Origin of the sequence: Roseateles sp. (assembly GCF_965229315.1) — a bacterium.
In the GTDB taxonomy this organism is placed as follows: domain Bacteria; phylum Pseudomonadota; class Gammaproteobacteria; order Burkholderiales; family Burkholderiaceae_C; genus Pelomonas.
In genome coordinates this window covers 4054968-4067776 of sequence record NZ_CBDDJA010000002.1, presented here as the reverse complement: position 1 = coordinate 4067776, position 12809 = coordinate 4054968, and the positions used below count along the sequence as shown (strand labels likewise).

The window sequence follows — 12809 nt, the reverse complement described above, 5'->3', positions numbered from 1 at the left end:
CGTCCCAGCGCTGGCTCATCACGATGGCGATGACGGCCACGGCGAACGCGGCGATGCCAGCCAGGCCAGGCCAGCCAAGCACCTTCATCAGCCGGTCGATGCGCGCCTTCACGAGCCGCCTCCGGTCTTCACACGCGCATTGATCTCGAAGCGCTGGCCGACCAGCCCCGTCTCGGCGTTCGAGAAGCGCGACAGCACGACCTGGCCCCAGCCCGGCGTCGTGCCGAGCTGCTCGGACAGCTGCAGCGCCAGCAGCTTGTCGGGCGTCAGGCCCTCCAGGCGCAACTCGCCGCGGCCGGCGCTGGCGTCCATGCCCAGCCAGGCGATGGGTTTGGCCTCGGCACCGGCGGTCTCGACGCGGGTCAGCAGCGGCTCCCACGGCATGCCCAGCAGCGCACGCGCCTCGGTGGCGGCGCGGTTCTCGGCGGGCTGGGCGGCGGCCTGGCGGCGGGCCGACGGCGCCGCCACCTTGGCAGAGGGCTTGGACCGCAGCGCCACGACGCGGTCGCGCGCTTCGCGTGCCGCCTCCAGCGCGCGATGGCTTTCGGCCGCGCTCCAGGCCGCAGTGGCCAGCACCAGCGCGCCGGTCGCCGCCAGCGGCCAGGCCAGCGGCGAACGGCCCGAGCGCGGCAGCACGTCGGGCTGCGGCGTGGCCGGGCCGGGCTGGGGCGCGAAATCCGTGTCGGGCGTGCCGACGGCCAGCGGGGCGTCCGCCCCGAGGTCGGCCAGCGAAGTCACGCGCCGCGACTGCAAGCCGGTGACGCGGCCCCGGTCCAGCTGGATGAGGACGGCCACCCCTTCTTCATGCCAGACGGCACGGCCCGAGCCGGCGCGCGTCGCCGCCGGCAGCGACCCCAGCCAGGCGGCCCAGGCCGGGCGCACGGCATGCAGGCGCACCTGCGACGCCTCGGCCTGCGCGCGCAGCGCGGCCAGGTCCAGCCCGTGCAGCGCGGACGCGCCGGCCGACATCCCCGCGCCGACGCCCAATTGCCACGGCGCCATCGCGAACCGCTGCGCGGCGCTGCCGAAGTAATGGGCGAACTGCTGCTCGGCGTAGGCCTGCACCGCGTCCAGGTCGGGCAGCGGCAGGCCAGGCTCACAGACCAGCTCGTGCCAGGCCCGGGCGCTGACGATCAGCTCCACGGCCGTGCCCGGCTGGTCGCGGCACCAGGCCTCGAATTCGCCGCCTGCGGCCGTGACGAACAAGCGCCGCGGCTTGGCCAGCCGCGCGCTCAGCCGGCGGCGCAGGCGCTGCAGCAGCGGATCACTCATCGAGGGTGACACGTTCCAGCTCCTCGAAGGTGGTGTCGCCGCGGCACACCGCCGCCAGGGCCATCTCGCGCAGCGACTTCATGCCGCGCGCCTTGGCCGCGGCCTTGATCTCCGACATCGGCGCCCGCGCCGCGATCAGGTCGCGCAGGCCGTCGTCGAGCTTGAGCAGCTCGGCCACCGCGCGGCGGCCCTTGTAGCCGGTGCCGCGGCAATGGCCACAGCCCTCGCCCTTCATGAAGTTGCCATTGATGACCCCATGTCGGGCCAGCGTGGCGGCGTCCGGCACGAACGGCTGCGCGCAGTGCTTGCAGGTGAGGCGCACCAGGCGTTGCGCGAGCACCGCGTTCAGCGCCGACACGACGTTGTAGAGGTCCAGCCCCATGTGCATGAAGCGGCCGATGACGTCGAACGCGTTGTTCGCGTGCACCGTGCTGAAGACCAGGTGGCCGGTCAGCGCCGCCTGCACGGCGATCTGCGCGGTCTCGGCGTCACGGATCTCGCCGACCATGACGCGGTCCGGGTCGTGGCGCAGGATGGAGCGCAGGCCGCGCGAGAAGGTCAGGCCCTTCTTCTCGTTGACGGGGATCTGCACGACGCCCGAGAGCTGGTACTCGACCGGGTCCTCGATGGTGATGATCTTGTCGGCGCCGGTGTGGATCTCGGCCAGCGTCGCATACAGCGTCGTCGTCTTGCCGGAGCCGGTCGGGCCGGTGACCAGCAGCATGCCGTGCGGCTGGCGCGCCTGGTGGCGGATGGCGGCGCGTTCGTCGTCGCCGAAACCCAGCGAGTCCAGCGTCAAGGAACCGGCACGGGCGATGGCCGCGCGGTCCAGGATGCGGATGACCGCGTCCTCGCCGAACACGCTGGGCATGATGGACAGGCGGAAGTCGATCTCGCGGCCCTGCACGCGCAGCTTGAAGCGGCCATCCTGCGGCAGGCGGCGTTCGCCGATGTCCAGCTCGGCCATCACCTTCAGGCGCGACACCAGTTGCTCGGCCACCTGCGGCCCCTCCACCTGGCGCACGACGGCCATGACGCCGTCGACGCGGAAGCGTATCACCGCGCCGCGGGCCGTGCACTCGATGTGGATGTCGGACGCGGTGTCCTGCAGCGCGTCGTACAGCGTCGCGTTGAGCAGCCGCACGACGGGGCTGGCTTGCTCGGACAGCGCCAGCGCCGACAGCTCCTCGGTGTGGTCCTCCACCGCGGCCAGCGCATCCTCCACGTCGGACAGCGCACGGAAGTCCGCCTCGCCAGCGCCCAGGAAATGCGTGATCGCCTCGGCCGACACGCGCTGCCAGCCCACCGGCGCATTCAGCCGCGACTCGACGCTCTGCAGCAGCATCGCGTCCTCATCGCGCTCGGCCAGCAGCACCTGCCTGCCACCGGCGCCGCTGGCCAGCACTGCACGCCAGCGTTGCGCCTGCGCCTGCGGCCACTGCTCGAAATCGAGGTGCCAGGGGCCCGGCTCGGCCGGCAGCCAATCAGCCAACGTGGCGCTCATTGGACCTGCTCCACGAGCTGGAAGATCGGCAAGTACATCAGCACGATGATCCCGCCGATCAGCACGCCCATGATGAGCATCAGCGCCGGGTTGACGAGGCGCGACAGCAGGTCGGTCAGCCGCGCGGCTTCTTCGTCGTGGAAGGCCGCCGCGCGCTCCAGCATGCTTGCCACCTCGCCGCTGCGCTCACCCACGCGCAGCATGCGGCGCGCCACCGGTGTGGCCAGGTCTTGTGAATCAAAGGCCGCCGACAGGCGCTCGCCACGCTCGATCTGCGCGGCCGCGGCCTGCACCGCACTGCGCCAAGGCGCCGCCACCACGTCGACGACGATGCGCAGCGCCGGAAGCGCCGGCACGCCCGACGCCAGCAGCATCGCCAGCGAGCGGTACAGCCGCGCCAGCGCCAGCACGCGCAGCCGCGGGCCCAGGCCGGGCAGCGTCCACAGCGCCGCCTGCGCGCGCTGGCGCACCGCCGGCTGGCGCAGCAGCGAGAAGATCGCGAAGCCCACGGCGGCGATGCCGCCGATGACCCAGCCCGGATGCGCGCCGGCCGTCTGGCCGAACTCGATCAGCACACGCGACGCCCAGGGCAGGTCGGCGCTGGTGGCCTCCAGGATGCCGGCAAAGCGCGGCAGCACGTACAGCAGCAGGAACAGGATGACGCAGCCGCCCACGCCCAGCAGCATCAGCGGATAGACCATGGCCGACACCAGGCGCGAACGCAGCGCATCCACCCAGGCCAGGTAGCGCGCGTGTTGCGACAGCGCGGTGGAGAGCTGGCCGGTCTTCTCATTGGCCGCGACGATGGCGCAGATCAGCTCGTCGAAGGCCTGCGGCTGCTGGCGCAGCGCGACGGACAGCGGCTGGCCCTGCTCGATCTGGCCGATGACGGCATCCAGCGCGGCGCGCACGCCGGGCTGGCCTTCCTTCTCGCGCAGCGTGTTCAGCGCCTCCAGCAGCGCGATGCCGGCGTCCAGCAGCACGGCCAGCTCCTGGCTGAAGAGCTGCAGCGGGAAGCGGGTGTTGCGCCGCCACGGCCGGGCGGGCCCGCCCGCCATGGCGAGTTCGCGCACCTCCAGCACATGCTGCGGCGCCACGCCCAGCACGGCCGCCACGGCGGCGCGGTCGGGCGCCTCCACGCGCTCGGTGACGACAGCGCCCGCGCGCAAGACGCGGGTTTGGAAAGCAGGCATCACCAGGAGGTGAGGTCGGCGTCCTCACCCTCGCCGCCGGGGCGGCCGTCCTTGCCGAAGCTCAGCAAGTCGTACTCGCCGTGCTCGCCCGGGGAACGGTACTGGTAGTCGTTGCCCCAGGGGTCCTTGGGCAGCGCCTTGGACAGGTAGGGGCCGCTCCACTTGGGCTCGTCCGCCGGCCGCGTCACCAGCACCGCCAGGCCCTGCTCGGTGCTGGGGTAGCGACCCACATCCAGGCGGTACTGGTCCAGCGCCTTGGTCAGCGCATCGATCTGGGCCCGGGCCGCCTTGACCTCGCTCTTGCCGATCTGCCCGAAGAACTTCGGCCCCACATACCCCGCCAGCAGGCCGATGATGACCATGACGACGAGCAGTTCAAGCAGCGTGAAGCCGCGGGGGCGGGCAGAGGAATGACGGGACATGGCGAAGCAGGGTACAGCAGGAGGGCGACTGTTCATCGCCGGGCGGCGCCCGGCAATCGGGATTTGACCGACCTGCATTCTCAGGGGGCCGGGCGCGGCGCCCCGGTCACGGCGATTGCGCCAACGTGCACGCGTTGGCGGCATTGTCCGGACAAGGGCCTTGCCAGCGGATGCGCGTGGCCGCGGCCGGCGGCAGCGGCGAGCGGCCGTCCAGCACTTGGCCGCGCGCGCCGGTGAAGCTGGCCAGCGTCGTCCAGGTCGTGCCTTGCAGGTACTGGAGCTGATAGCGGCTCCCCGGCCGCAGGCTGCGCGTCTTGATCTGGTATTCGCCGGCGACGATGGCCAGGCTCGGGCTGTCGCGGAACGGCTGGGCCAGCGGCTCGCCGACGAACAGGCCCTGCCCCGGCCACTGCACGGCCTTCCAGTAGGCCTCGATGGCCGTCGCGCCGCGCCAGTACTGGTCGATCAGCACGGAGGCGCGCGAGAACTTCTGCTGGAAGTTGCAAGGCTCCTCCACCGCGCCATAAGTGGCCGTGACGCCAGCGTCCAGCCAGGCGGTGATGGGCATCTGGCCGTTGGCCAGCGGCAGCAGACCGCCGGAAGACGTCAGTGTGTCGGCCAGCGCACCGGGGCGGAACTGCATCGTCGGCAGGTTGGCGACGCTCGCCAGCCCCGTCAGGTAGAACAGCACGCCGCTCCGGGCCGATAGCGAATCGGCACCGGCCGCGCCGCTGCTGTTGTCGACATAGTTCAGCTTCAGCACGCTGCCCCAGGCCGCTGGCAACGCGGCGAAATCCGGCCAGCGGGTGCTGCGGTCGCTGTCGGTCGTGCGCACCAGCCAGCCGTCACCGGCGGGCAGGGTGGCGTCGGCGGCCACGCCCCGGTTGATCAGCGCCTGCGCAGCCGCCAGCGTGCGCGTGCCCAGCAACATGGACGGGCGCACCTGCAGATCGGCCTGCGGCCGGCGCGACTCGCTGTCGTACAGCGGCGACGCGGCGGTGTTGGCGCAGGCGTTGGCGACGGGCTGCGGGTTGCAGTAGCGCGTGTCGAAGCCCAGTGCCATCGCGCTCGTGATGCCCATGCTGCAGGCGCCCGTGACGCGGCTGGGCGCTGCCCAGGCCAGCAGCGTGGCCTGCACGCCCGCCGGCAGCCGCGCGTCGATTTCGGCCTTGAGGGTCGCGAAGTCGGCCGCCGAGATCGCATCGCTGGCGGTGTTGACCTTGACGCGGATCAGGTTGGCCGCCGGCACGCCTCGCGCGGCGAGGTAGGCCGCGCCGGCACCCTCGCTGACCGCGTCGCCCTCGGCCACGATGACAGCCAGGTCCGCCGGGGCCAGGCCGCTGGCTGGCAGCGTCAGCAGCAGCGACGCGTTGACGCCGCCCCCATCGCTCGCGGCGCTGCTGCTGCCGCCCCCACCGCCGCCACAGGCACCCAGCGCCAGGGCCAGTGACAACGGCAAAGACAGCAACGACAGGCGAGTGGTGCAGCGCATGGGCCACGATTCTCCCAGGGCTCGACCCCATGTGGCATGCACAGCGATGGGGCATAAGCGCACCTTTCGTGCCCGGTGAACCCGGGATTGCCCCAGTGACCGCACCGTCGCAGGGCATTACATTCCTGTCACTCGATGCGGTTCCGGGCCTCGGTCCAGGGCCGCTAGGCGGGTTGTGAGGAGACAAGACAAGCGACAGGATTGCTTCGTAACCCCGAAGACAATCAGACCGGCCACCAAGGCACCCCTTGGTGGCCGTTTTCTTTGTGCTGGACAGAAAGCGTCCCCGCCAGGAGCGCGGCAGTCGCTTCGCGCGCTCTGATAGAACCCAAGACATGCTCGAACTGCTGACCGTCGCCGCCGCTTCCCTGCTTGCAGGTTTCATTGATGCGGTGGCGGGTGGCGGCGGCCTCGTGCTCGTGCCGGCGCTGTTCAGCACATTCCCCACGGCCGCGCCGGCCACGCTGCTGGGCACGAACAAGGGGGCGTCCGTCTGGGGCACCGGCTGGGCCACGCTGCAGTTCGTCAAGCGCGTGAACCTGCCCTGGCGGCGCCTCATGCCTGCGGCGGTGCTGGCTGGCGTGGGCAGCTTCATCGGCGCCTGGACGCTGACCCTCGCCAGCCCCGACGGCCTGCGCAAGGCGCTGCCGCTGGTGCTGCTGGCGGTCTTCATCTACACCTTGGCCAAGAAGGAGCTCGGGCGCGACCACGCGCCGCGCTTCACCGGCCGGGCGGAAGCGGCGGTGGCCGGCGGCATCGCGCTGGCCGTCGGCTTCTACGACGGCTTCTTCGGCCCGGGCACCGGCAGCTTCTTCGTGTTCCTGTTCGTGCGGCTGCTGGGCTACGACTTCCTGCATGCGTCGGCCACGGCCAAGCTGATGAACCTGCTGACGAACGCGGCCGCCATCGCGCTGTTCGTCAGCAAGGGCCACATCTGGTGGCACGTCGCCGCCATCATGGCGGTGACCAACGTCGCCGGCAGCCTGCTCGGCACCCGGCTGGCGCTCAAGCACGGGGCCGGCTTCGTGCGCGGCGTCTTCATCGTCGTCGTCGGGGCACTCATCCTCAAAACAGCCTGGGACGCCTTCTTCCGCTGATCTACGATCACGTTCCCCCTACCGGTCCACCCACCATGCCTGTCGATCCTCAACTGCGCAATCTGGACATCGAGATTCCGACCCAGCCCGAGGTCCTGGTCAAGCTGTCGCTGCTGATGGCGGCCGAGGACATCGACCTGCAGGCCATGTCCTCGCTGGTCGAGACCGACATGGCGCTGGCTGCGGCCGTCATGAAGGCCGTCAACTCGTCGCTGTACGGGCTGCGCGGCCGCGTGCAGACCGTGCACCAGGCGCTGACCTACCTGGGCATGCGCGAAGTGGCGGCCATCACCTTCGAGATGGGCCTGCGCGCCGCCTTCCCGGCCGCGGCCGAGCTGGAATCGGTGTGGACGCGCGCCTCGCAGCGCGGCCTGCTGATGGGCCGCATGGGCCAGATGCTGGGCGTGGACCCCTGGGCCGCCCACTCCGCCGGGCTTTTCGAGGAATGCGGCAAGGCCGTGCTGTACCGACATGCGCCGACGCATTACCCGGCCATGCTGCGCGCCACCAGCCGCGATTCAGAACTGGTGGAGCTGGAGCGCACGGCCTTCGGCGTCAGCCATGACGCGCTGGGCGCCGCGCTGTGCGAGAGCTGGGGGCTGGCGCCGGCCGCCGTGGCCAGCGTGCGCCACCATGTCGACATCCAGTCAACGCTGACGATGCCCGAGAGCCTGGCGCGCCGCAGCGTTGCCGCCATCTCGGCGGTGGCCTGGGCGCTGCTGAACCACCCCGACCAGCTCGACGCCGTCGCCACGCAGATCGCACCGCAGGCGCAGCTCGACGACACACTGGTGCTGCGCGCCGCACGCCGCGTCAACGAGCAGCTGGTGGCCGCCCAGGAGCACGGCCGCTGACGCTGGACGCACGGCGCTGCGGGGCAGCGCGAGGCCGCATCAAGCCGCCAGGCTCAATCGATCCCTGCCGGCGTGCTTGGCGATGTAGAGCGCCTCGTCGGCCGCCTGCATCAGCGCCTGGGCGGTCAGGTAAGGGTGCGCCGGGCTGACCGCTGCGAGGCCCACGCTGATGGTCAGCGGCGCTTCGCAGGCGCCATCGGGCAGGCGCAGCGCGCGCAGGTCATCTCGCAGCATCTCCAGCACACCTTGCGCCTCGGCCATGCCGAAGCCCGGCAGCAGCGCGACGAACTCCTCGCCGCCCAGGCGCGCGACGACGTCGGTGTCGCGCTTGAAACGCTCGCTGAGCAGCGCCGCCACGCGCTGCAAGGCCACATCGCCGAGCGCCGTGCCATGGGTGAGGTTGAACTGCTTGAACTGGTCCAGGTCCAGCACGGCGAGCGCGAGCAGGCCGCGCTGGCGCTGGGCGCGCTTGAATTCGCGGCGCAACGCCTCGTCGAAGGCGCGCTGGTTGGCCAGGCCGGTCAGCGCGTCGCTGCGCACCAGGCTGGCCAGTTCGCGCTGGCTGGCTTCCAGCACGGCCTGCGCCTCCTGCACCAGTTGGCGCTGCCGGGCCAGCTCGCGCTTGAGCTCGCGCGTGTCCTGGTCCTGCTGCCACAGCGAACCGCAGGCGCGGCGCATCGCGTGGCCGATGCGGTCCAGCTCGGCCGCGAACTTCGGGGCCAGCGCGGCGGCGTCCGCCGCCAGCGGCACCGGTGCCGACTCCATCGCCTCGCAGCCCAAGGCGAGCTGGCGCAACGGACGCAGCAGCACGGCCTCGACCAGCAGCAACTGGGCGGCGCTGATCAGCAGCACCAGCCAGGCCGTGCGCGCCAGGCCCTGGCCGACCGACTCGAAGCCGCCCAGGCTCCATTCGAAGAGGGCCACGACGGTGGCCGTCAGCAGCGGGACCCACAGCGCCAGGCGCAGCCGCAGCGACCCGGTCCGGCGCGGGCCGGAGAGGTCCTGGGGGGCGGTGGAGTCGGTGCTCATGGGCGGCGCGGCAGTCGAGACAAATTGTCACGGTCGCACCGGCCTCTGTGCACGGGGGTTGCCTCGGGGTTTGTCAGGGTTTCGAGGCCCTCCCGGGACGCCGTGGAACTATTCACATGCGAACCCGTCCGGTGCAGACCTCACGGCGGACCGCAGGCCGAGGGCATGCCCAGGGTTTTCATGGCCGGATCCAGGTGACCCCGGCCCCTAGAGTGCGCTGATGCGAATGGGATGTGGGCTGTGGCTTGCGCTTTTGATGGCCCCGGCCGTGGCCGACCCGGGCTACTACGTCGTGGCGCCCTACGACCAGGCCGGCCGCGTCGGTGCCGAGCTGCGCTACTGGACGACGAAAGCGTCGGGCGAGAACGCGGTGCTGTGGCCCGAGCTGGGGCTGAGTTACGGCATCAACACGCGCTGGACGACACGGCTGCTGGCGAGCTGGGAGGGCGAAAGCCTGCGTGGCGCCACGCTGTCGACCTGGAACTGGATCAACGAGGTCCTGCTGACCCAGGGCGAGAAGCCGTACGACCTCGCTCTCCACGTGCAGCTGGTCCACAACCACGAGGACGGCAGCCACGCGCTGGAGCTGGGCCCGGTGTGGCAGACCGACCTCGGCCGCCTGAAGCTGAACGCCAACGCGTTCTGGGAGTACGACAGCGCCAAGCGCGACACGCGCCTGAAGCTGCAATGGCGCGGCGTCTACCGCGTGGTGCCGGGCTGGCGCGTGGGCCTGCAGGGTTTCAGCGAGGTGGGGCGGTGGAACGACTGGGCGCCGCGCCAGCGCCAGTCCCACCGCGCCGGGCCGGCGCTGCTGGCCACGCTGTGGGATGCCGGGCCCGACACGGTGACACTGAACGCGGGCTACCTGTTCGGCAAGGTCTACGGCAGGCGCGGCGAGATGTTCACGATGCAGCTGCAGTGGCTGCGCTGACGCCCTCGCCGCCGGCCGCGACGGTGCGGTTGCGCCCGGCGCCTTTGGCCTCGTAGAGCGCGCGGTCGGCGCTCGACAGCAGCTCGGCAAAGCTGGTCGCGGCGGCGGGCAGCATCGCCAGCCCCACCGACAGCGTCGCCGCGATGGTGCCGCCCTCGGGCGTCACGAACGGCGCGTCCTGCACCATGAGGCGGATGCGCTCGGCCACCTCGCGTGCGCCGGGCAGGTCGGTGCGCGGCAGCAGCACGACGAACTCCTCGCCACCGTAGCGCGCGGCCAGGTCGCCGGTGCGCAGCGAGCGCTGTATGAGGCCGCCCACCTGGCGCAGCACCTCGTCGCCAGCCGGGTGGCCGTGGCGGTCGTTGACGGCCTTGAAGTGGTCGATGTCCAGGAACAGGCAGGCCAGCGGGTAGCAGTGGCGCACGGCCTGGCTGAATTCGATGAGGCTGCGGTGGTCGAAGTAGCGGCGGTTGTGCACGCCCGTCAGGCCGTCGGTCATGCCGGCGCGGCGCAGCCGCTCGCGGTTGAGCATGCTCTCGATGGCGATGGCGGCGATGGCCGCCAGGCGGTCCAGGAACTTGGTGCCCGAGGCCGCGTCGTAGCGCTCGGGGTCGCGCGAGCCGAAGTGCAGGCTGCCGATCAGCAGGCCCTGGCGGATCAGCGGCAGCATGGCGGCGGAGCGCACGCCGGCCTGCTCGCCGAAGGCCTGGGCGAGCAGGTGCTCCTCGGGCCCGGGGCCGATGAGGCGGGTGACACGCGCGGCGCCGAAGAGGTCCTTCAGCGGCGCGTGGTTGTCCAGCAGCTTGGGCGACCGGACCATGGGCAGCGACGGCAGCGCGCGGCGCAGCTCCTCCTCGGGGTCCAGCAGCCACAGCTCGGCGGCGTCCAGCGCGAAGTCGTCGCGGCATTCCACCAGCAGCAGGTTGACCAGCTCCTCCATCGAGCTCACCGCGATGAGGCGGCGCTCCAGTGCATCGAAGCGGTCGAGCTTGCGCTCGTTCGCATGCGCGGCATCCAGCAGCGACTGCAACTGGCGGCGCAGCTCGTGCACCTGGGCTTGGGGATGGTCGGCGGTGGTCATGGCGGCTCGATTGTCGTGGTGCCGCGTTCGAAATGCCGTCGCTCGCCCGTCACAGGGTCCGTGAAGGCGATCGCGCGGGCCACGAGCTGCAGCGGCGCGTCGAAGCGCGGTGGGTTCTCGTGCGGCTGCAGCACCGGGTAGATGCGGTCGCCCACCAGCGGCAGGCCCAGCGCGTTCATCTGCGCGCGCAGCTGGTGGCGCAGGCCGGTCTTCGGCCGCAACTCGTAGCGCGCCAGCCCGCCGGGCAGCGTCTGGACGAGATCGATCCAGGTCTGCGCGTTCGGCTCGCCATCCACGACCTGCATCTGCATGAAGGCCTCGGTGTCGGGCTCCTGCAGCCGGTGCCGCACGACGCGCGGCCAAGGCCCGGCACCCAGCGGCGCGATGGCGTCGTAGACCTTGTCGACAACGCGGTCACGGAACAGGTTGTGATACGCCCCGCGTTCGTCGCGCCGGACGTTGAAGACGACGAGGCCGGCCGTCTCGCGGTCCAGCCGGTGCACGGGGTTGAGGTCGGCCAGGCCCGTCGCATGGCGCAGCCGCGCCATCAGCGTCTGGCGCGCGTACAGGCCGCTGGGCGTGACGGGCAGGAAGTGCGGCTTGTCGGCCACCAGCAGGTGCTCGTCCTGGAACAGGATGCGCTCGGTGAACGCGATCTCGGGCTCGACGTCCAGGTGGCGCCAGTAATAGACGCGGCAGTTGCCGCGGTAGGGCGCATCGGCCACGGGCCGTCCGTCGTCGTCGACCACGTCGCCGCGCGCGACCCGCGCCGGCCAGTCGCCCACACGCGGCAGGCGCTCGCCGAGGAAGGCGGTGAGCGTGGCCCACGGGCCGGGCGGGCAGAACACCGCGCTGGCGCCGACGCCGTGGCGCAGCGGCAGGGTCGGCTTGGCGGGGCGGGCCACCCTAGCGCCGGCGCCGCAGCGCGCCCGACGGGCGGGGGTGGCGGGCCGCCGGCAGGGCGCGGTGCCGCGGTGGGCGCAGGCGAGCCGGTGTGCGGGTCATGGCCGGCTGGGGGCGCGTCTGGGTGGTCACTCGATGCGCGCGCCGCCGCGGGCCCGCTCGTCCATGTAGGCGTTCAGGCGCTTCACGTCCGCCGGGTCGAGCGCGCTGCCGCGCCACTCGCGCATCCAGGCGTCGCGGTTGGGCTCGCGTGCCAGCGCGCGTACTGCAGCGTCGATGGCCTCGATGTGGCGGCGCCCCTCGGGCGTGCGGCTGCACGACACCGTCGCCAGCAGCGTGCTCACGCCCTCGGCCACCGGCAGTGCGAAGAGCGCACCGGGGTCGCCGACGCGCCGCAGGTAATCCTTGGCGACGGTCGGGTACTCCAGCGTGTAGTCCATGCGGCCCGCGCGCAGCATGTTCAGCAACTGCGTGCTCGGCTTGGCGCCCACGGCCAGCCGCGGCACCTCCTGCGTGGACAACAGCGCGTCGATCTGTGGGCCAAATGCGCGGTCGCGCGCGATCAGCAGGCGCAGGTCGGGGCGCTTGAGCAGGTCGGCGAGCACGATGCGGCCGTCCTGCGGCGTCTCCCGCGTCAGCTGGTCCAGCACGCTGCGCCTGACGATGACGTGGATCTCGCGCGAGGCCAGCGGCGGGTACAGGTGCGAGAAGTACAGCCACTCCAGGCGCGCCGGCGTGCGCACGTGCAGCGCCGAGCACAGCGTCTCGCCGCTGCGGCTCAGCGCCTCGTAGCGGGCCGTGCTGGCCTCGACGAACTCGTGCCGGACCTCGGGCATGCGGGCCAGCAGCACGCGCAGGAAGCCGTCCAGCTCGCCCCGGCCCAGTTCGCCGATGCTGCGCGGCGGGTGCCCCTGCACGAAGCTGAAATGCGGCGGCATGTCCTGCGCCACCCAGCGGATGGTGTCCGCGGGTGGCGCGGCGTGCACGGACGCCGCCGCCAGCAGGGCGGTCAGCGCCAGGAGCCGGCGCAT

12 protein-coding genes are annotated in these 12809 nt (G+C 71.9%); 3 read left to right on the top strand and 9 right to left on the bottom strand.

What is annotated here, in order from left to right:
- Window positions 1–108 precede the first annotated feature (108 nt).
- The 5 genes from ACO07H_RS23575 to ACO07H_RS23555 all read right to left on the bottom strand — a co-directional run bounded on the left by ACO07H_RS23575 (window position 109) and on the right by ACO07H_RS23555 (window position 5883).
- Window positions 109–1272, bottom strand: coding sequence for a hypothetical protein (locus tag ACO07H_RS23575; protein WP_422018590.1), 1164 nt, complete (start codon window positions 1270–1272; stop codon window positions 109–111).
- Window positions 1265–2776: a GspE/PulE family protein gene (locus ACO07H_RS23570; RefSeq protein WP_422018589.1), complete on the bottom strand. Its 1512-nt coding sequence runs from the start codon at window positions 2774–2776 to the stop codon at window positions 1265–1267. Before ACO07H_RS23570 ends, ACO07H_RS23575 begins: the two co-directional genes overlap by 8 nt.
- Window positions 2773–3969: a type II secretion system F family protein gene (locus tag ACO07H_RS23565; RefSeq protein WP_422018588.1), complete on the bottom strand. Its 1197-nt coding sequence runs from the start codon at window positions 3967–3969 to the stop codon at window positions 2773–2775. Before ACO07H_RS23565 ends, ACO07H_RS23570 begins: the two co-directional genes overlap by 4 nt.
- The gene (gene gspG / locus ACO07H_RS23560) at window positions 3969–4391 is read right to left on the bottom strand and encodes a type II secretion system major pseudopilin GspG (RefSeq protein ID WP_422018587.1); all 423 of its coding nucleotides are present in this window, start codon (window positions 4389–4391) and stop codon (window positions 3969–3971) included. The genes ACO07H_RS23565 and gspG overlap by 1 nt, the downstream gene beginning before the upstream one ends.
- A 106-nt stretch (window positions 4392–4497) precedes the next feature.
- Entirely contained in the window at window positions 4498–5883 is a 1386-nt protein-coding gene (locus ACO07H_RS23555) for a TIGR03790 family protein (protein WP_422018586.1), read from the bottom strand.
- Between the two features lie 335 nt (window positions 5884–6218).
- Between ACO07H_RS23555 and ACO07H_RS23550 the strand changes: the two genes are divergently transcribed.
- Complete coding sequence (locus ACO07H_RS23550; RefSeq protein ID WP_422018585.1) at window positions 6219–6980, top strand: sulfite exporter TauE/SafE family protein; 762 nt, start codon at window positions 6219–6221, stop codon at window positions 6978–6980.
- Between the two features lie 35 nt (window positions 6981–7015).
- Complete coding sequence (locus tag ACO07H_RS23545; protein WP_422018584.1) at window positions 7016–7834, top strand: HDOD domain-containing protein; 819 nt, start codon at window positions 7016–7018, stop codon at window positions 7832–7834.
- Between the two features lie 39 nt (window positions 7835–7873).
- On the opposite strand, the gene ACO07H_RS23540 is transcribed toward ACO07H_RS23545, so the two are convergent.
- Window positions 7874–8863, bottom strand: a complete 990-nt coding sequence (locus ACO07H_RS23540) for a GGDEF domain-containing protein (RefSeq protein WP_422018583.1) — start codon at window positions 8861–8863, stop codon at window positions 7874–7876.
- A 256-nt stretch (window positions 8864–9119) separates the two neighbouring features.
- Between ACO07H_RS23540 and ACO07H_RS23535 the strand changes: the two genes are divergently transcribed.
- Window positions 9120–9794 (top strand): hypothetical protein, encoded by a 675-nt coding sequence (locus ACO07H_RS23535; RefSeq protein ID WP_422018582.1) that lies wholly within the window; start codon window positions 9120–9122, stop codon window positions 9792–9794.
- Here the strand turns inward: ACO07H_RS23535 and ACO07H_RS23530 are convergent.
- The 3 genes from ACO07H_RS23530 to ACO07H_RS23520 form a co-directional block, all read right to left on the bottom strand.
- Window positions 9766–10875: a DUF484 family protein gene (locus tag ACO07H_RS23530; protein ID WP_422018581.1), complete on the bottom strand. Its 1110-nt coding sequence runs from the start codon at window positions 10873–10875 to the stop codon at window positions 9766–9768. The two genes, ACO07H_RS23535 and ACO07H_RS23530, sit on opposite strands and share 29 nt — an antisense overlap.
- The gene (locus tag ACO07H_RS23525; protein ID WP_422018580.1) at window positions 10872–11780 is read right to left on the bottom strand and encodes a pseudouridine synthase; all 909 of its coding nucleotides are present in this window, start codon (window positions 11778–11780) and stop codon (window positions 10872–10874) included. Before ACO07H_RS23525 ends, ACO07H_RS23530 begins: the two co-directional genes overlap by 4 nt.
- Window positions 11781–11906: 126 nt before the next feature.
- Window positions 11907–12809, bottom strand: a complete 903-nt coding sequence (locus ACO07H_RS23520) for a TIGR02285 family protein (protein WP_422018579.1) — start codon at window positions 12807–12809, stop codon at window positions 11907–11909.

Coding starts and splice junctions, on each gene's coding strand:
- ACO07H_RS23575 (WP_422018590.1), bottom strand. CDS start 1,272: ATGAGTGATCCGCTGCTGCAGCGCCTGCGCCGCCGGCTGAGCGCGCGG.
- ACO07H_RS23570 (WP_422018589.1), bottom strand. CDS start 2,776: ATGAGCGCCACGTTGGCTGATTGGCTGCCGGCCGAGCCGGGCCCCTGG.
- ACO07H_RS23565 (WP_422018588.1), bottom strand. CDS start 3,969: ATGCCTGCTTTCCAAACCCGCGTCTTGCGCGCGGGCGCTGTCGTCACC.
- gspG (WP_422018587.1), bottom strand. CDS start 4,391: ATGTCCCGTCATTCCTCTGCCCGCCCCCGCGGCTTCACGCTGCTTGAA.
- ACO07H_RS23555 (WP_422018586.1), bottom strand. CDS start 5,883: ATGCGCTGCACCACTCGCCTGTCGTTGCTGTCTTTGCCGTTGTCACTG.
- ACO07H_RS23550 (WP_422018585.1), top strand. CDS start 6,219: ATGCTCGAACTGCTGACCGTCGCCGCCGCTTCCCTGCTTGCAGGTTTC.
- ACO07H_RS23545 (WP_422018584.1), top strand. CDS start 7,016: ATGCCTGTCGATCCTCAACTGCGCAATCTGGACATCGAGATTCCGACC.
- ACO07H_RS23540 (WP_422018583.1), bottom strand. CDS start 8,863: ATGAGCACCGACTCCACCGCCCCCCAGGACCTCTCCGGCCCGCGCCGG.
- ACO07H_RS23535 (WP_422018582.1), top strand. CDS start 9,120: ATGGCCCCGGCCGTGGCCGACCCGGGCTACTACGTCGTGGCGCCCTAC.
- ACO07H_RS23530 (WP_422018581.1), bottom strand. CDS start 10,875: ATGACCACCGCCGACCATCCCCAAGCCCAGGTGCACGAGCTGCGCCGC.
- ACO07H_RS23520 (WP_422018579.1), bottom strand. CDS start 12,809: ATGCGCCGGCTCCTGGCGCTGACCGCCCTGCTGGCGGCGGCGTCCGTG.